This is a genomic window from Polymorphospora sp. NPDC050346, assembly GCF_040655695.1.
GTDB lineage: Bacteria > Actinomycetota > Actinomycetes > Mycobacteriales > Micromonosporaceae > Polymorphospora > Polymorphospora lycopeni.
Genome location: NZ_JBFAKM010000053.1, coordinates 18,859 through 36,771, shown reverse-complemented (window position 1 = coordinate 36,771; position 17,913 = coordinate 18,859). Strand labels below are relative to the sequence as shown.

At 72.0% G+C, this 17,913-nt stretch carries 13 protein-coding genes and 1 tRNA gene; 5 read left to right on the top strand and 9 right to left on the bottom strand.

The window, feature by feature from the left end; genetic code table 11:
- Window positions 1-285 precede the first annotated feature (285 nt).
- Window positions 286-1,881: a benzoylformate decarboxylase gene (gene mdlC, locus AB0I42_RS33935; protein ID WP_357543850.1), complete on the bottom strand. Its 1,596-nt coding sequence runs from the start codon at window positions 1,879-1,881 to the stop codon at window positions 286-288.
- 63 nt (window positions 1,882-1,944) lie between these two features.
- Window positions 1,945-2,370 (bottom strand): hypothetical protein, encoded by a 426-nt coding sequence (locus AB0I42_RS33930; protein ID WP_357543849.1) that lies wholly within the window; start codon window positions 2,368-2,370, stop codon window positions 1,945-1,947.
- Between the two features lie 529 nt (window positions 2,371-2,899).
- Here AB0I42_RS33930 and AB0I42_RS33925 point away from each other — a divergent pair.
- On the top strand, window positions 2,900-3,157 hold the full coding sequence (locus tag AB0I42_RS33925) for a hypothetical protein (RefSeq protein ID WP_357543848.1): 258 nt from the start codon (window positions 2,900-2,902) through the stop codon (window positions 3,155-3,157).
- A gap of 243 nt (window positions 3,158-3,400) precedes the next feature.
- Here the strand turns inward: AB0I42_RS33925 and AB0I42_RS33920 are convergent, their stop codons facing one another.
- From AB0I42_RS33920 to AB0I42_RS33895, 6 genes are all read right to left on the bottom strand, one after another.
- On the bottom strand, window positions 3,401-4,135 hold the full coding sequence (locus tag AB0I42_RS33920; protein WP_357543847.1) for a hypothetical protein: 735 nt from the start codon (window positions 4,133-4,135) through the stop codon (window positions 3,401-3,403).
- 59 nt (window positions 4,136-4,194) lie between these two features.
- Window positions 4,195-4,266 (bottom strand) — tRNA-Val (locus tag AB0I42_RS33915).
- 75 nt (window positions 4,267-4,341) lie between these two features.
- Window positions 4,342-4,806, bottom strand: coding sequence for a peroxiredoxin (locus tag AB0I42_RS33910; RefSeq protein ID WP_357543846.1), 465 nt, complete (start codon window positions 4,804-4,806; stop codon window positions 4,342-4,344).
- 223 nt (window positions 4,807-5,029) lie between these two features.
- The gene (locus tag AB0I42_RS33905; protein WP_357543845.1) at window positions 5,030-5,464 is read right to left on the bottom strand and encodes a DUF3052 domain-containing protein; all 435 of its coding nucleotides are present in this window, start codon (window positions 5,462-5,464) and stop codon (window positions 5,030-5,032) included.
- A gap of 140 nt (window positions 5,465-5,604) precedes the next feature.
- Window positions 5,605-8,007, bottom strand: a complete 2,403-nt coding sequence (locus tag AB0I42_RS33900; protein ID WP_357543844.1) for a transketolase C-terminal domain-containing protein — start codon at window positions 8,005-8,007, stop codon at window positions 5,605-5,607.
- Between the two features lie 39 nt (window positions 8,008-8,046).
- Window positions 8,047-9,678, bottom strand: a complete 1,632-nt coding sequence (locus tag AB0I42_RS33895; protein WP_357543843.1) for a mucoidy inhibitor MuiA family protein — start codon at window positions 9,676-9,678, stop codon at window positions 8,047-8,049.
- A 272-nt stretch (window positions 9,679-9,950) separates the two neighbouring features.
- Here AB0I42_RS33895 and AB0I42_RS33890 point away from each other — a divergent pair, with 272 nt between their 5' ends.
- The 4 genes from AB0I42_RS33890 to AB0I42_RS33875 all read left to right on the top strand — a co-directional run bounded on the left by AB0I42_RS33890 (window position 9,951) and on the right by AB0I42_RS33875 (window position 16,361).
- Complete coding sequence (locus tag AB0I42_RS33890) at window positions 9,951-10,355, top strand: YjbQ family protein (RefSeq protein WP_357543842.1); 405 nt, start codon at window positions 9,951-9,953, stop codon at window positions 10,353-10,355.
- A 376-nt stretch (window positions 10,356-10,731) separates the two neighbouring features.
- Window positions 10,732-13,491 carry a pyruvate dehydrogenase (acetyl-transferring), homodimeric type gene (aceE, locus tag AB0I42_RS33885; RefSeq protein WP_357543841.1) on the top strand — a complete coding sequence of 920 codons (2,760 nt, stop codon included), beginning with the start codon at window positions 10,732-10,734 and terminating at the stop codon, window positions 13,489-13,491.
- 258 nt (window positions 13,492-13,749) lie between these two features.
- Window positions 13,750-15,087 carry a GH1 family beta-glucosidase gene (locus AB0I42_RS33880; RefSeq protein WP_357543840.1) on the top strand — a complete coding sequence of 446 codons (1,338 nt, stop codon included), beginning with the start codon at window positions 13,750-13,752 and terminating at the stop codon, window positions 15,085-15,087.
- On the top strand, window positions 15,084-16,361 hold the full coding sequence (locus AB0I42_RS33875) for an MFS transporter (RefSeq protein ID WP_357543839.1): 1,278 nt from the start codon (window positions 15,084-15,086) through the stop codon (window positions 16,359-16,361). Before AB0I42_RS33880 ends, AB0I42_RS33875 begins: the two co-directional genes overlap by 4 nt.
- A gap of 130 nt (window positions 16,362-16,491) precedes the next feature.
- On the opposite strand, the gene AB0I42_RS33870 is transcribed toward AB0I42_RS33875, so the two are convergent.
- Window positions 16,492-17,775 (bottom strand): SLC13 family permease, encoded by a 1,284-nt coding sequence (locus AB0I42_RS33870; protein ID WP_357543838.1) that lies wholly within the window; start codon window positions 17,773-17,775, stop codon window positions 16,492-16,494.
- Window positions 17,776-17,913: the final 138 nt, after the last annotated feature.

The following is a 17,913-nucleotide window of genomic DNA, read 5'->3' as shown; positions in this document are numbered from 1 at the left end:
ACCCGCCACCGGCCGGGGTCTACGCTGTGACACACGGCCACCGCACGATCTTCGGTTGTCCTCACAAACCATCGATGATCGCCGCGGTGGCCGTCTGCATGCCCACGCCACGCCCAACCCTGAAGCCAAGTGACGTTGGAGTACTAACCCCCGCCCCGCCCCGCCCGACCGCACCCGCCGCACGCCCACACCGCGCGGCTTGCGTCGATCAAGGAAATGTATGCGGCCAACCGGGCAGCTTCCCCACGACTTCTCCTTGATCAGCGCCCTGCGGGTAGGCGCGGGCTACAGGATCGGGGGGACGTCGGAGGTGATCGGGACCGCCAGGACCGTGGGCCCGTCGGCGCGTACGGCGGCCGCCAGCGACACCGCGAGCGCGTCGGGCGACTCGACGACCGCCGCCTCGCACCCGAACCCGCGCGCGATCGTCGGGATGTCCAGCCCCGGCAGGTCCAGCCCCGGCACCCCCGGCGCGTGCTTGTGCTCGGCGAACGACTTCAGGATCGCGTACTGGCGGTTGACCGGCACCACGAACACGACCGGCAGCCGGTGCTGCGCCGCCGTCCACAGCGCCTGCACCGAATACTGGAACGAGCCGTCGCCGATGACCGCGACCACCGGACGCTGCCGGCCGGTGTGCCGTTCGCCGAGCGCGATGCCGACCGCCGCCGGCAGGCCGAAGCCGAGGCCGCCGCTGGCCATCGTGAAGTACGACATCGGCCGGGTCACCGGCAGCCGCCGGCGCAGGGCGGCCAGGTTCGACGGCGTCTCCTGCACGAGCACCCCGTCGTCCGGCCAGTGCCTGCCCAACGTGGCGAAGAGGCAGTCGGGCGACATCGGCGTACCCGGCTCCGGCGGGTCGGCGGGCGGCCGGACCGGCGGCATCGGCCGGTCGGGCGGCGGCAGCAGGTCGGCGAGGGCGGCGCAGACGAGGCCGGCGTCGCCGAGCAGGCTGTCGCCGACCGGGGCGCGGGCGGCCTCGGCCGGGTCGTCGGTGACGTGCAGCAGCCGGGCGCCGGACGGCAGGTAGTCGCCGGGGACGTACGGGTAGTAACGGAAGACCGGGGCGCCGATCACCAGGATCGTGTCGTGCCCCTTCAGCTTGTCGGTCAGCGGCCCGATCGCGTACGGCAGCACCCCCTGGTACTGCGGATGGTCCTCGGGAAAGCCGGCCCGCTCGGGTGCCGGCGCCGTCCACACGGGTGCCCGGAGACGTTCGGCGAGCGCGACCGCGGCCGGCCAGCCGTCGGCCCGGTCGACCGCCGCCCCGACGACCAGCACCGGGTCGCGGCTCGCGGTGAGCGCGTCGGCGAAGTCCGCGAGCCGCCGCGGGTCCGCGCCGATCCGGGTGCTGACCTGCCGTACGACGGGTCCGCCGGCCGCCTCCTGCTGCCAGTCGTCGTACGGCAGCGACAGGAACACCGGCCCCGCCGGCGGCTGCACGGCGGCCGCGTACGCCCGCATCAGCGCGCCCGGAATGTCCTGGGCGCGGGCCGGTTCGTAGCTCCACTTGACGTACGGCTGGGCGAGTTCCGGGGCGCGCAGGGCGGTCAGCCGCGGCTCGATGAGCAGCATCTCGCGGGTCTGCTGGCCGGCGGTGACGATCAGCGGCGTCTTGTTGTGCCAGGCGGTGGCGAGGTTGCCCATGCCGTTGCCGGTGCCGGGCGCGGTGTGCAGGTTGACGTGCGCGGGCCTGCGGGTGACCTGCGCGTACCCGTCGGCCATCGCCACCGCCGACGCCTCCTGCAACGCCAGGATGTAGCAGAAGTCGGGCGGGAACTCCTGCAGGAACGGCTCCTCGGTCGAGCCGGGGTTGCCGAAGACCGTGGTCATCTCCAACTGCCGGAGCAGGTCGTACGTCACCTCGCGCACCGTTGCCATGCGCTGCACGTACCCACGTCACCGCCCGCTATCCGGCCCGGCGCCACCCGACGCCCAGGCTGGTCAAGGGAGACTACGTTCCTGGTACGCCAGCAGCCGCAATTCCACCCAGTCCTGCGCTGCGGCGCCCAGCAGCTCCTGGACGCGAGCTTTGCCCTCCTCGATGACCACGTCCTGGAAGCAGGCACAGTCGATCAGGTTCCGGCCGTCGAGCACACACATGGTGATACCGATGATCTGGACGCCGCGCGCCGCGATGACGGCGTTGTCATCGATGAACGGCAGCGGCACCCGGGAGGCGATCTCCTCAGCCAGTCGCCGGGCGAACGGTGGCGAGCCGAGTCGACCAACCACCCATCCGGCGAAGCCGCCAATGGTCAGATGCAGTCGCTGCTGCCCCGTCAGGATTCCCCGGGCGAGCCTGGCCAGCGCCCGGCATTTGCCCGCCCCCACCGCCTTCCGGGTCGAGTTCCAGGTCGTCGGCGACACATACCGGGTCGCTCTGACCTGGATGGTCCGGACTCGATCCGATGCGAGGGCGGGACCTGCCTGCGCCGCAGCCTCCCGGACGAGCCGGTCCCCGGCCGCCACGGCTTCCCGGGGCCCGCGCGGTGCTGCCGGCGACGACACCGTCCGCTGCCTGGGTATGCGAGGCACTGCCGGTGGTGGCGTGCCGAATCCCTGGTGGGTCCGACAGCGTTCGCCCGGACTGGATACCAGGCGCTTGCATTTCGTGCCGTCCCGCGTGGGCGCCCCGCATTTGACCCTGCCGGTATGTCGCGGTGGCGCCTCAGCCAAGCGGTGGTGCCGACACCTGGCCCCCGCGGACGCCACCCGAACCTGACACTTCGTCCCGTCCTGAGTTCGAGCCCCGCATTTTGCCATAACCCACAGTGCCGAGGCGGTTACCACAACACCAAGAGATTGACCGGCAAGAATGTTGCCCGATCATCCGATACTCGGAAGCAGCCAACATGCGTTCACCCACCGCGAAGCCCCAACGCGAGGAACGAGGATCGTGGAAACCACTTTCGAGGACCTGTCCCGCTGGTTCGACCAGGGTGTCGCCCAGCGGGCCACCCACCTGATCGTCGTCTGCGACACCTTCGACTACACGGACTTCCCGGTCTACGTCCAGCCCGGCGAGGACCCGCGTGCCGTCGTCGACCACGAGGCGGCGAAGTCGATGCAGGGCATCCACGAGGTGTACGACCTGCGCCTGGACAAGGCCACCCAACTCCAGGAGCGACGCGCCCTCCGCCTCGAGGCCGAATAGGGCACCTGACCATCTTGATCGTCTGCTGTTCAGACAGCCGACACGCCGTACCAGCAACGCCTGAACAGCAGACGATCATGGCGCCCCTGGAACGAACGGCGAGTTCTCGCCTTACAAGCGAGGGGTCCCAGGTTCGAAACCCGCCGCGCCCACCACGTATCACCAACGCCGAAGAGGCACCCTCGCGAGAGGGCGCCTCTTGGTGAAGCAGCTGAACAACGGTGCGGAGGTTGGAGGTTCCTGCTACCAGTTGCAGTTGGCGGCCGGGATCCAGCCGTCCTGCGCCGGCGCCTCGGCCCCGTGGCCGTAGTACCAGGTCTGAATGTGGCTGCCGCCGTAAATCGAGTGAACGCGGAAGCCTCGTCCGGGGCTCAGGGTGCGCAGGACGCCGCCCCAGGGCTGGTCGCGCAGCCAGGTGGCCTGATTGGTCACGCAGATGTCACCAGGGCCATCGCTGGCGGCGGCCGGCGCCGACGCCACCACCGATCCGGCGGCGAGGACGACCATAACCGCCAGCACACGTACAACATTGCGCTTCATGCGCTTCCTCTCGGTCGAATGCCTTGCGGGCGGATCGATTATGCCCAACGTCACTGACATGGCAAGTCGGGCCGCCCGAGCAGCAGATTTTGGCGCACCCGACGTGTTGTGGAAGACTCTTCGGCCACCGGAGGTGTTGCCGATGGAGAGCGCCTGCAGCGCATCTGAACCGGTGCGGAAGTAAAGTGCCGCCCTTTGGTTACATGGCTTTGCAAGGTATCCGCTCAGCCTGCTACAGCAAAAGACGACAGCGGTTGATTCGCGGCGACAATAAAGATCAACGAGATCGACCGGAACCTCATCCAGCCTCAATTTGCAAGGTGCGGTGAGCCGTTCAAACGTGTACCGGTGAACCTGCGACCAAAACCCCGCACCGAATCTGATCTCCGGGATCGCCGACCGGGTAGCCCGGCTGCTCAGAAGACGAACCGAGACCACGAATGAGACGAAGCGGGCCGCCGGTCATCCGGCGGCCCGTCCTTGTGCTCACCAAAGGGTGGGCGCGGCAGGTTTCGAACCTGCGACCCCTCGCTTGTAAGGCGAGTGCTCTCCCACTGAGCTACGCGCCCAGACGCTTCGCAGCGTGTCGGCGGCGGTCAGCTTACCCTGCTGCCGCCGCCGACCGCACTGCGGATACCGGCCGGTCAGGCGGAAACCGTCGCCAGCGCCTTGCGCCAGCCTTCCTGGTCGCGCGCCTCGCCGGGCATGTTCATCTCCGAGTACTGCACGACGCCGGCCTTGTCGATGACGAAGGTGCCCCGGTTGGCGATGCCGGCGACCTCGTTGAAGACGCCGTACGCCTGGGCGACCGCCCCGTGCGGCCAGAAGTCCGCCAGCAGCGGGAAGTTGAAGCCCTCCCGGTCGGCCCACACCTTGTGGGTGTAGGCGGAGTCGACGCTGACGGTCAGCACCTGGACGTCGTCGTTGACGTACGCGTTGAGGTTGTCACGTACCTCGCACAGCTCGCCCTGGCAGACGCCGGTGAAGGCGAGCGGGTAGAAGACCAGCAGGACGTTCTTGTTGCCACGGAAGTCGGAGAGCCGTACTTCCTGGTTGTTCTGGTCCTTGAGGACAAAGTCGGGCGCCTCGGCGCCAACCTCGATCGGCATTCAAGCTCCTTGGGGATCGTCGCGACGGCCTTCAGCGTGTCACGCCCGGCCGGGGTGACGGCCGACACACCGGCGTCGTCGGCGGCAGCCCCCGCACCGCCGCCGACATGGACCGGGCACACCGATGCGGCGTCGGTAGCCGAGCACGAAAACGAGCCGTGACGGGACGGTCACGGCTGTTCCGGGTACGGCGGGCCGCCCCGCGCGGCCCGCCCACCGGGTGTTACTTGCGGCGGGCAGCGCGGGGTGCGACCAGGCGCGCCCCGCTCCAGTCCTTGCCGGCGTTGATCGTCGACGTCTGCTGGAGTCCGGCGGTCGACGCCGACTCACTGATGTCGCTCGGCTCGACGTGCCCTCCGCGCCCGGCCTTGGGCGTCAGCAGCCACACCACGCCGGCGTCGGCCAGCGGGCCGAGTGCGTCGGTCAGGATCTCGAACAGGTCACCGTCCCCGTCGCGGTACCAGAGCAGTACCGCGTCGACGACCTCGTCGGTGTCCTCGTCGACAAGTTCCCCGCAGCGGTCGGTCAGGGCGTCGCGGAGATCGTGGTCGACGTCATCGTCGTACCCCATCTCCATGACGACGTTTCCCGGTTCGAGTCCGAACCGGTCCGCCACGCTCCGTACGCCGTCGGCGGCCTGACCAGCGGTCGCGCTCACTGTCGCGTGCCTCCCTCTCCTAGCGTCCTGTCGGTGTCGGACGACACCGGCAAGCTTTCCCGGCATCGTCCGACGCCGGCTGGCCAAAGTCCACACAGTCGGGCCGCCACATGCAAGTGGCGCACCGAGTGCAACGGAATTTACCGTGCCAGCAGCGTGTGGGCACCCTGGGTGATGGCATCTTCGGTCAACAGAACGTGACGAGCGGCCGGTCCCAATGGGATGAACGTGTCGACCGAGGCGATCCGACGGGCGGAGCCGACATATCCGGCGTCGACGAGGGCGGCGATGATGCCCTCGCCCACGCCGCCGGAACGGCGGGTCTCGTCGACGATCAGGACCCGTCCGGTGGCCGACGCCTCGCGGATGATGTCGGCGGTCGGCAGCGGCGCCAGCCAGCGCAGGTCGACCACCCGGCTGCCGATCCCCTCGCTGGCGAGCCGGGCGGCGGCGCGCAGCGACATCCGTACGCCGTTACCGAAGGTGATGATCGTGATGTCCTCGGCCGAGCCGACGCCGTAGACCCGGGCCCGGCCGATCGGCACGTGCCCGGCCGCCCACCCGTCCGGCCCGACGTAGTGGGCCAGCCACTCGCCGTCGCCCTCGGTGTAGAGGTCGCGGGTGTGGTAGAGCCCGACCGGCTCCAGGAAGACGCAGACGCTGCCGTCGACGGCCGCGCTGGCCAGGCAGGACCGCAGCATCGGCGCGGCGTCGTCGGCCCGCGCCGGCACCGCGAGCACGATCCCGGGTACGTCGCGCAGCACGGCGACCGAGTTGTCGTTGTGGAAGTGGCCGCCGAAGCCCTCCTGGTAGGCGAGTCCGGCGACCCGCAGCACCATCGGGTTGCGGTAGGCGCCCCGGGAGAAGAACCGCATGGTGGCCGCCTCGCCGCGCAACTGGTCCTCGGCGTTGTGCAGGTAGGCGAGGTACTGGATCTCGGGGACCGGCAGGATCCCGGCCAGCCCGGCCCCCAGCCCGAGGCCGAGCAGCGACGTCTCGTCGAGCAGGGTGTCGAAGACGCGGGTGGGGCCGAACCGGTCACGCAGTCCCTTGGTGACGCCGTGCACGCCGCCCTTGGCCGCGATGTCCTGGCCGAACACGACGGTGCGGGGGTGGTCGAGCAGGGCGTCGGCGAGGGTGGCGTTGACGGTCTGGGCCAGGGTGAGCGGGCCGCCCTCCTCCGGCAGGCGGTCACCGAACGTGGTGGCGCGGGCGGCGGCGCCGGGTCCGGCGGCCCGTACGGCGGCGTCGGCGACGGCCCGGGAGACCCGTACGGGGCGCCGGGGCGCGAGCGGCGCGACGACGTCGGCGGCGCTGTCGAGCTTCGGTTCGGTGAGCACCTCCTCGGCGATCCGGCGGACCTGCCAGCCGACCTCGTCGTAGCGGGCGACCAGCTCGTCGGGGGTGAGCAGGCCGGCCTCGGCGAGCAGTCGGGCGGTGCCCACCAGCGGGTCGCGGGCGACGTCACGGTCGATCTCGGCGGGCTGCCGGTAGGCGGCCTCGGCGTCGGCGCCGGCGTGGCCCATCAGCCGCACCGTCGACAGGTGCAGTACGGCCGGCCGGCGGTGCCGGCGCACCCAGTCGGCGGCCTCCCGGGCCACGTCGTACGTCTGCGCGAGGTCGCAGCCGTCGGCGGCGAAGTAGCGGATTCCGGGCCGGCTGCCCAGGGCGGCGGCGACCCAGCCGTGCGGCGAACGGACGCTGATGCCGAGGCCGTTGTCCTCGCAGACGAACAGCACCGGGATCCGCAGGCCGCCGTGGTCGCACCAGCCGGCGGTGTTGAAGGCGGCGGTGGCGCTGGCGTGGTTGACCGACGCGTCACCGAAGGAACAGACGACGACCGCGTCGGCGGGCCAGTCCGACCCGGTGGTCCGGTCGGCGCCGGCCGGGCGGGGCCCGGGACCGGGGCGCGCGAACGGGCCCGTCCCGGTGTGCAGCTTGCGCAGCCGCTCGATGGCGAAGCCGATGCCGACCGCGCGGGGCAGGTGCGAGCCGATCGTCGAGGTGGTCGGGATGACATGCAGGTCGGCGTTGCCGAAGACCTTGTGCCGGCCGCCGGCGATCGGCTCGTCGGCGGAGGCGACGACGCCGCGCAGCACGTCGCGGGCGGCCGCGGCGAGTGGTTCGTCGATGCCGTCGTCGGGATCGTCGTCGCCCGCCACGCCGCCGGGTGGGTCCGGGGCGCCGGTCGCCGCCGCGCCGGCCTGGGCGGCGCGGGCGCAGTAGAAGCCGCCCGACCGGTAGTGCAGCAGGGCCGGGTCGGTGGGGCGCAGCGCGGCGGCGACGGCGGCGTTGCCCTCGTGCCCGGACGAGCCGACCGTGTAGTAGCCCTCGCCGAAGCTGCGCAGCCAGCGGGCCGCGAGGTCGAGGTGGCGGCTGGTGAGCTGGGCGTCGAAGAGTTCCAGGGCCTGGTCGCCGGTGAGGGTGCTGCCGTCGCGGACCGGCCCGCCGGACGGGCGCCGGGCCGCGGTGCCGGGCAGGCCGGCGACCGCTTCCCGGAACCGCTCATCGAGATCTTGCGGGGTGGTCACGTCGGACAGCATTACCGAAGCGGTGGCCGGCCGGCCACTCGGCGAATGTCGCTATTCACGCCAGCCGGACAGCTCCACCGACTTCGTCTCGACCCGGATACCCAGGAAGACCTCGCGGGATTCGCCCGGTGGGATCCCCAGCCGCCAGGTCAGTTCACCCATGTCGGTACGTTCGGCCGGCGGCGGTTCGAGACGGATGTCACGTACGACGATCGCCTCGTCGAGTGACACCGGCAACTGGTCGAGGACGGTCACCCGGGCCGGGCGCGGGGTGTGGTTGGCGACCGAGATGCGGTATTCGACCTCGCGTCGCCGGGTCGAGCCGAGCGTCGCCTTACTCGCGCTGCGCCGGATCCGCTCCCGCTCGACGCGTACCCGGTCGTCGCGGCCGAGTGCCAGCTCGACCTCCTCGCCCGGCGCCCACGTCTCGAACAGGGTGCTGCCGACGAAGTCGCCACCGTGGAAGACCGAGGCGGGGCCGGGCAGCAGGGTGTGCACCGAGGAGTTGACCGTGGTGGCCCGCAGGTGCGCGTCGGTCGACTGCACGGGCGCGGTGACGTAGTCGAGCGCCGTCGCCAGGTCGAGCACGGCCACGGTCGCGCGGTGGGCGCTGCCGTCGGCCGGTACGGCCACCGGACGGGTCGGCCGGTAGGTGGCCGCCGACGGACCCTGCTCGACGGCCGCGGCCCGCTCCAGGACCGGTGGCGGCGGGGCGCCGCCGGTGCGCGGCCTCGCCCCGGGCGGCGGCCCGGAGGGCGCGGCCGGTGCCGGCATGCCCGCCACCGCGGCGCCGAACATCGGCTCGGCGCCCACCGCCATCGGCCGGACCCGGTCGAGCAGCCACGGCCGCAGCTCGGGCACGGTGGCGGTGTCGGCGGGGCGGGCGGTGGACAGGGTCAGGTCGCACTCCGGCCAGTCCTCGCCGGTGCGCTGGGTGACCAGGCCGAACCAGGTCAGCGTGAGCCGTTCGGCCGGCGCCTCACCCGGCCGGGCCGGGCCGTCGTCGAGCCGTACGTCGTACGACGACTTCCAGCCGGCGTTGCCGACCACGTACGTCAGCTCGAGCTGGACCTCGGCGTCGGCCGCGCCGACCTCGACGGTGACCGCGGCGAAGAGCTGGTCGGGGTGGCGCCGCTCGGCGAGCGCCTTGAGCTGGCGGTCGATGGCGGCGACCTCGTCGCGGGCCTCGTCCCGGCGGCGGGTGGTGCCGCGCTGGCGGGACTTGCTGGCGCCGAGCAGGTCGGCGAACGTGTCGGCGAAGGCGGCGACGTCGACGGGGGCGGCGTCGCCGCTGGCGAGCGCGCGGGCGTAGGTGCCGCCGGCCCGCTGGGCGAGCAGGGTGAAGAACTCGGAGCGGTGGTTCTCCACCGCGTCGGCGTCGGCCAGCTCGGCCAGCTCGCCGGAGAGGACCCGGCGGCGCTCCTCCAGCTGCGCGGCGAGCGGGTCGGCGGTCCGCGCCTGGTGGTGCTTGACGACGTCGACGCCGAGCACCGTGGCCGGGCCGTGCCCGCCGACCCGTACCGAGTCGCGGTGCAGGCCGACCGGCAGCGGGCCGACCCGGACCCGGTGCTCGCCGGCGGGCAGGGTGACGGTGCCGCGACGGGTCACACGGGCACGGTCGGGATAGACGGTGACGGCCACGATCGGCGCGTCGAGCTCGGGGGCTGGCGCAGGAGTGGTCACGGGGCGAGGCTAACCAACAGTTGCGACACCGGCCGCCCGCGAGCGCGCGATCTTGGGGTGTGGCGCGTGGGCGTGGCTGCGCTTCGCGCCGGCCGTCGGCGGGGCGCAGGCGGAGGTCGATGATCGTCTGTGGTTCAGGCGTTCGTCGGGCGGCGTGTCGGCTGTCCCAGCAGCAGACGATCATCACAGGGCTGCTGCGCACCGGCCTGGTCATGCCGCCGCCGTGGGCGGGCGGGACGCGGCGGTCCGGGATCGGGTGCAGACTGACCGGTATGCGAAGCGAGGTCATCACGGTCCGGACCGGCACCCGGCCCACCGTCTCGGACATCACCGCCCAGGCCGAGCGGTTCGTCGACGGCGCCGGTGACGGGCTGCTGCACGTGTTCGTCCCGCACGCGACGGCCGGAGTGGCGCTCATCGAGACCGGGTCGGGGTCCGACGACGACCTGATCACGGCGCTGGACGCGGTGCTGCCGGCCGACAACCGCTGGCGGCACCGGCACGGGTCGCCCGGGCACGGTCGCGACCACGTGATGCCGGCGTTCGTGGCGCCGTACGCGACGGTGCCGGTGCTCGGCGGCCGGCTGATGCTCGGCACCTGGCAGTCGATCTGCCTGGTCGACCCGAACGGCGACAACCCCTCGCGCGAGGTGCGCTTCTCCTTCCTGGCCGGCTGACCCGCACGCCCGGCCGGCTGACCCGCGCGCCGGCCGCGACCGGCACGGGCACGCCCACACGGGCACGCCCACACGGGCACGCCCACACGGACACGCCCACACGGACACGACCCGCACGGGCACGACCCGCACCAGCACACCCCACACGCGCCCCCCGCACCGGCACGATCCGGGCCTGGAGACCCCCGATCCGCCGGGTAAGCCCATTCCTCGACATCCAACGCGTCCGATAGCTGACAAAGCTGTTGCCAGGAAGTTACCGGCCGGTACCTGTGTCGAGCGTCGCGTCTGACGCTCCTAGACGTGACGGGACCGGGCATGAGAAGGCAGGATGGCGCTAGAGACCTATCCCACACACACAACCGAGGGAACGCCTGTGGCCACGGAACGCAAGCGCCCGGTGATCAGCGACGGCCTACCGAGCCAGCTTCCGGACATCGACCCTGAAGAGACCAGCGAATGGGTCGAGTCACTCGACGGGGTGATCGACGATCGCGGCGCCAAACGCGCCCGCTACGTCATGCTGCGCCTGCTGGAGCGGGCGCGCGAGCGTCAGGTCGGCGTACCGCCGCTGACCACCACCGACTACATCAACACGATCACCCCCGAGCGGGAACCGTGGTTCCCCGGTGACGAGGCGGTCGAGCGGCGGATCCGGGCCTACATCCGGTGGAACGCCGCGATGGTGGTGCACCGCGCGCAGCGGCCCGAGATCGGGGTCGGTGGACACATCTCCACCTACGCCAGCGCCGCGTCGCTCTACGAGGTGGGCATGAACCACTTCTTCCGCGGCAAGAACCACCCCGGCGGCGGCGACCACATCTTCTTCCAGGGCCACGCCTCCCCCGGCATGTACGCCCGCGCCTTCCTCGAGGGCCGGCTGTCGCAGGACCGGCTCGACGGGTTCCGGCAGGAACTGTCGCACGCCGGTCTGGGTGGCGGGCTGCCGTCGTACCCGCACCCGCGGCTGATGCCGGACTTCTGGGAGTTCCCGACGGTGTCGATGGGGCTGGGCGGCATCAACGCCGTCTACCAGGCCCGGTTCAACCGCTACCTGCACAACCGTGGCATCAAGGACACGTCCGACCAGAACGTATGGGCGTTCCTCGGCGACGGTGAGATGGACGAGCCGGAGTCGCTGGGCGCGATCGGTCTGGCCGCCCGCGAGGAGCTGGACAACCTCACCTTCGTGATCAACTGCAACCTGCAGCGCCTCGACGGGCCGGTACGCGGCAACGGCAAGGTCATGCAGGAGCTGGAGGCGTTCTTCCGGGGCGCCGGCTGGAACGTGATCAAGGTCGTCTGGGGCCGTGAGTGGGACCCGCTGCTCGCCGCCGACACCGACGGCGCGCTGGTCAACCTGATGAACACCACCCCGGACGGTGACTACCAGACCTACAAGGCGGAGTCCGGGGCGTACGTCCGGGAGCACTTCTTCGGCCGCGACCCGCGCACCCGCAGGATGGTCGAGCACCTGTCCGACGACGAGATCTGGAACCTCAAGCGGGGCGGGCACGACTACCGCAAGCTCTACGCGGCGTACAAGGCGGCCAGCGAGCACACCGGGCAGCCGACGGTCATCCTGGCCAAGACGATCAAGGGCTGGACGCTCGGCCAGCACTTCGAGGGCCGCAACGCCACGCACCAGATGAAGAAGCTGACGCTGGACGACCTGAAGACGTTCCGCGACCGGCTCTTCCTCGACATCTCCGACAAGCAGTTGGAGGAGAACCCCTACCTGCCGCCGTACTTCCACCCCGGTGAAAAGTCCGACGAGATGCAGTACCTGCAGGAGCGGCGCAACCAGCTCGGTGGGTTCGTGCCGAGCCGGCGGACCAAGACGGTCCCGCTGGCCATCCCGGAGTCGAAGCAGTTCGGCGACGTCAAGCGCGGCTCGGGCAAGCAGAAGATCGCCACCACGATGGCCTTCGTCCGGCTGCTCAAGGACGTGATGAAGGACAAGGAGTTCGGGGCCCGCTGGGTGCCGATCATCCCGGACGAGGCCCGCACGTTCGGCATGGACTCGCTCTTCCCGACCCGCAAGATCTACTCGCCGCACGGGCAGAAGTACACGTCGGTCGACCGCGAGCTGTTCCTGTCGTACAAGGAGTCCACCGCCGGCCAGATCCTGCACGAGGGGATCAACGAGGCCGGCTCGGTCGCCTCGTTCACCGCCGCCGGCACCTCGTACGCCACGCACGGCGAGCCGATGATCCCGCTCTACATCTTCTACTCGATGTTCGGGTTCCAGCGCACCGGCGACGCGTTCTGGGCGGCGGCCGACCAGATGGCGCGCGGCTTCGTGCTCGGCGCGACCGCCGGGCGCACCACGCTCAACGGTGAGGGCCTGCAGCACGAGGACGGCCACTCGCACCTGCTCGCGGCGACCAACCCGGCCGTGGTGGCGTACGACCCGGCGTTCGCGTTCGAGATCGCGCACATCGTGGAGAACGGCCTGCACCGGATGTACGGCGAGGAGCAGGAGAACATCTTCTACTACCTCACCGTCTACAACGAGCCGATCGTGCAGCCGGCGGAGCCGGAGAACGTCGACGTCGAGGGGCTGCTGCGCGGCATCTACCGCTACGCCGCGGCACCGTCGGTGTCGGGCGGCGACGGCTCCGCGCCGCGGGCCAACATCCTCGCCTCCGGTACGGGCATGCAGTGGGCGCTGAAGGCGCAGCAGTTGCTGGCCCAGGACTGGGGGGTGGCCGCCGACGTCTGGTCGGTGACCTCGTGGACCGAACTGCGCCGCGACGCGGTCGAGTGCGAGGAGCACAACCTGCTCAACCTCGGCGCCGAGCCGAAGGTGCCGTACATCGCCAGCAAGCTCGCCGACGCGGCCGGCTCGGTCGTGGCGGTCAGCGACTGGATGCGGGCGGTGCCCGACCTGATCGCGCGCTGGGTGCCGGGCGACTACACGTCGCTGGGCACCGACGGGTTCGGGCTCTCCGACACCCGGCACGCGCTGCGCCGGCACTTCCACGTCGACGCCGAGTCGGTGGCCGTGGCGACGCTGGCCCAGCTCGCCCGGCGCGGTGAGGTGCCGGTGTCGGTTCCGGCCGAGGCCGCCAAGAAGTACGCGATCGACGACGTCAACGCCGCCCCGGTCGGCGAGACCGGCGGCGACTCGTAGGGGTTTCGGAACACCGATCGAGGGCCTGTCGGCCGCGGTCCCGCTCCACCGGGGACCGGCCGGCGGGCCCTCGGCCATTTCCGCAGCACCGCGCGGCCGCCCCCGGCGATCCGGGCGGACGGCGCCGGCGCGACCGACGGCCTCGGCGCGGCGGCCCGACACGCCGGGTCGAAGACGTGTTGTCGACAAAACCAGGGCTTCCGACCGGACGGGGCGAGGCATAGAGTCCGAGCATCTTTCGCGTTTGAGGAGTCCGAAATGGCCCTGCCACCGCTACCGGCCTTTCCGACCGGCTTCACCTTCGGGGTTGCCACCTCGGCCTACCAGGTCGAGGGCGCGGCCGACACCGGCGGGCGCGGACCGTCCATCTGGGACACCTTCACCCACGAGCCCGGCCAGATCGCCGACGGCAGCACCGGTGACGTGGCCTGCGACCACTACCACCGCTATCCCGAGGACGTCGCCCTGATGGCCGGCCTCGGCACCGACGCGTACCGGTTCTCGGTCGCCTGGCCGCGCGTCCAGCCGGACGGCACCGGCCCGGCCAACCCGACCGGGCTGGCGTTCTACGACCGGCTCGTCGACAGCGTGCTGGCCGCCGGCATCGACCCGGTCGCCACCCTCTTCCACTGGGACCTGCCGCAGGCGCTGGAAGACAACGGCGGCTGGATGGACCGCGACACCGCCTACCGGTTCGCCGACTACAGCGCCCTGGTCGCCGCCGCGCTCGGCGACCGGATCAAGTTGTGGGTCACGCTGAACGAGCCGGTCGTGCACATGACCTACGGCTACGCCATGGGGGTCCACGCCCCCGGCCGGATGATGCTCTTCGACGCCTTCCCGACCACCCACCACCAGTTGCTCGGGCACGGCCTGGCGGTCGCCGCGGTCCGCGCCCACTCCGGCAGCCCGGTGGCGCTCACCAACAACTACTCCCCCGTGCACGCCTGCGGCGACACCGCCGCCGACCGGGCTGCCGTCGCCGCGTACGACGCGCTGCACAACCGGCTGTTCACCGACCCGGTCCTCGGGCTCGGCTATCCGACCGAGATCGACTTCGACCTGTCCGTCGTCCACGACGGCGACCTCGACGTGATCGCCACGCCGATCGACGGGATCGGCGTCAACTACTACAACCCGACCGGCATCCGGGCTCCCGACGAGGGCCACCCGCTGCCGTTCGAGATGGTCCAGCTCGACGGCTACCCGACCACCGGGTTCGGCTGGCCGGTCGTCCCCGAGGGCCTGCGCGACATCCTGGTCACGCTGACCCGGCGGTACGGCGACGCGCTGCCGCCGCTGTACGTCACCGAGAGCGGCTGCTCCTACCCGGACGTGGTCGGACCGGACGGCGACTGCGCCGACCCGGACCGGATCGCCTACCTCGACGGCCACCTGCGCGCGGTACGGGCCGCGATCGACGAGGGCGCCGACGTGCGCGGCTACTTCGTCTGGTCGCTGCTCGACAACTTCGAGTGGGCCGAGGGCTTCAGCCAGCGCTTCGGCCTGGTCCACGTCGACTTCGACACCCAGGTCCGCACCCCGAAGACCTCGTACGCCTGGTATCGCGACGCGATCCGCCAGGCCCGCCGGTGACCACGCTCGAACCCACGCCCGCGACGCTGCCCGCCGCTCTCGCCGACCCCACGACCCCCGTACGCCGAAGCTGGGTGGCCCTGCTCTTCAGCGCCAACCTGGGCCTGTGGATGGCCTTCTTCACCCCGATCCAGGTGCTGCTGCCGCAGCAGGTCGAGGCGATCGACCCGGCCCGCAAGGAGACCATGCTGGCCTGGGTGACCGGGATCGGCGCGCTCGCCGCGATCGTCGCGAACCCGCTCGCCGGTGCCCTGTCCGACCGCACCTGCCTGCGGGTCGGCGGTCGCGAGTTCGGCCGGCGGCACGTCTGGACCGCGGTCGGCGCGCTGCTCGGCGCGGCGTCGCTGGTGCTGCTGGCCGGGCAGCACACCATCCTCGGCGTGACGGTGGCCTGGGTCACCGCGCAGGTCTGTCTCAACGCGATGCTGGCCACGCTCACCGCGGCCGTACCGGACCGGGTGCCGGTCGCCCAGCGCGGCGGTGTCTCCGGGTGGGTCGGCATTCCGCAGGCACTCGGCCTGGTCGTCGGCGTGGTGCTGGTGACGACCCTGTTCACCGGCCACACCGCCGGCTACGTCGCGATCGCCGTCGCCATGGTCGTGCTGGCGCTGCCGTTCACCCTGTTCACCGCCGACGACGTCCTGCCGCGCACGCACCGGGCGGTGCTGCGCTGGCGCCAACTGGTCGCCGGGATGTGGGTCAGCCCGCGCCGTCACCCGGACTTCGCCTGGGCCTTCGGCACCCGCTTCCTGGTGCAGCTCGGCAACGCGCTCGGCACCCTCTACCTGCTCTACTTCCTCACCGACCGGGTCCGCTACGCCGACCCGGAGTTCGGCCTGCTGGTGCTGATCCTGCTCTACACGGCCGGGCTGATGGCCACGGCCGTGGTCGGCGGGCGGCTGTCCGACCGGTCCGGCCGGCGCAAGGTGTTCGTCGTCTGGTCCGGGGTGACCATGGCGGTGGCGGCGCTGCTGCTCGCCGTGTGGCCGGTCTGGCCGGCGGCGATGGTCGCCGCCGTGCTGCTCGGCGCCGGGTACGGCGTCTACCTGGCGATCGACGCCGCGCTGATCACCCAGGTGCTGCCGAGGGCGACCGACCGGGCCCGCGACCTGGGGGTCATCAACATCGCCAACTCCGCCCCCCAGGTCCTCGGCCCCGCCCTGTCCGCCCCGATGGTCGTCTACCTCGGTGGCTACCCCACCCTCTACGCGGTGACCGCCGCGGTGACCCTGCTGGGCAGCGCCCTGGTCCTGAAGATCCGCTCCGTCCCCTGACCCCAGGATCCCCGTGATCAGGGACCAGGACGCGCGTGTCGCCGGCGCGTCGGGGCGCAAACTCCCCTGATCACCGCGATCAAGGAGGCGCCCAGAGGGCGAGCGGCGCGCGGGGCGGGAGGCCCGGCGGCTAGCCGGCGGTCAGGAGCAGGGCGGGGACGGCGGTGGCCAACACGACGACGGCGGTGACCAGGCCGGTGAGCAGGAACCGCCGCCAGGGCACCGCCAGCCCGGCCGCCCGGCAGCGCTCCAGCCACAGCAGGGTCGCCAGGGACGCCCACGGCAGCACCAGCGGTCCCACGTTCACCCCGACCAGCAGCCCGAGCAACTGGTCGGTGTGCCCGGCCGGCACCACCGCCTCACCGGCGACGTACGCCGGCAGGTTGTTCAGCAGGTTGGCCAGGACGGCGCCGACGGCGGCGGCCAGCCCGATCCCGGCCGGGCCTGGATCGGTGCCGACGAGCGCCGCCAGCAGCCTGGACAGGCCGTGCCGGCCGACCGTCTCCACGATCAGGAAGAGGCCGGTGACCAGCACCGGCAGCCGCCACGGGAGCAGGCTCCAACCGATGGCGGCCCGGTCGCGTACCGCGAAGGCGACCAGCACCACGACGGCGCAGACGACCGAGACGGCGGCCAGCGTGACCCCGGCGACGATCCCGGCCACGAACAGGACGCACGCCGCCGCGGCGACCCGGAACAGCACCGGGTCCGCCGGCCGGTGCGGCACCGGCACCGGGTAGCGGGCGGCGGCGTCCTGCCGCCAGTGCAGCAGCCAGAGGCAGGCGGCGGTGGCCAGCACGGCGACGAGTTGCGGAGCGGCCATCCGCCCGGCGAACGCGGCCACCGGCAGCCCGAGCCGGTCGGCGGCGAGCAGGTTCGTCAGGTTCGACACCGGCAGCAGCAGGCTCGCCGTGTTGGCCAGCCACACCGTGGTCATCGCCAGCGGTAGGGCGGCGATCCCGAGCCGGGCGGCCACGGCCAGCATGACCGGCGTCAGCAGGACCGCCGTCGTGTCCAGGTTGAGGAAGATCGTGGTCAGCGTCGCGAACGTGACGAGCAGCGCGAACAGCGCCCACCGCCGGCCCCGGCCGAGGATCGCGATCCGGACCGCGACGGCGTCGAAGACCTGTGCCCGGGCGGTGAGTTCGGCGAGTACGACCACCGCCACCAGGAAGACCAGCAGCGGGCCGGTCCGGCCGACGGTGGCCAGCGCGTCGGCCGTGGGCAGCAGGCCGGTCGCGACGGACAGCGCGCCGGCGGCGAGGGCGGCGACGGCCAGCCCGTCGAGGGTGCCGGCGCGGCGCAGCACGGCCGGCATCCGGCGTAGCGGCCGGCGCCAATCCGGCCGGCCGACGGGTGGCGGTACGGGTCGGCCCGGCGCCGGGCCGGCGACCGCCGTCGAGACTTCCTCCACCGGCGGTCCCTCCCGCGCCGTACCCACCCCCGGCGGGTGCCCGGCCGTGGTCCGGCGAAGACGGTACCGCCCAGGCGGCGCGGCGCGACCGGAACGTGACGGGGGAAACCTGGTGGCGGCCGGCCCCGGTGCCGCCCG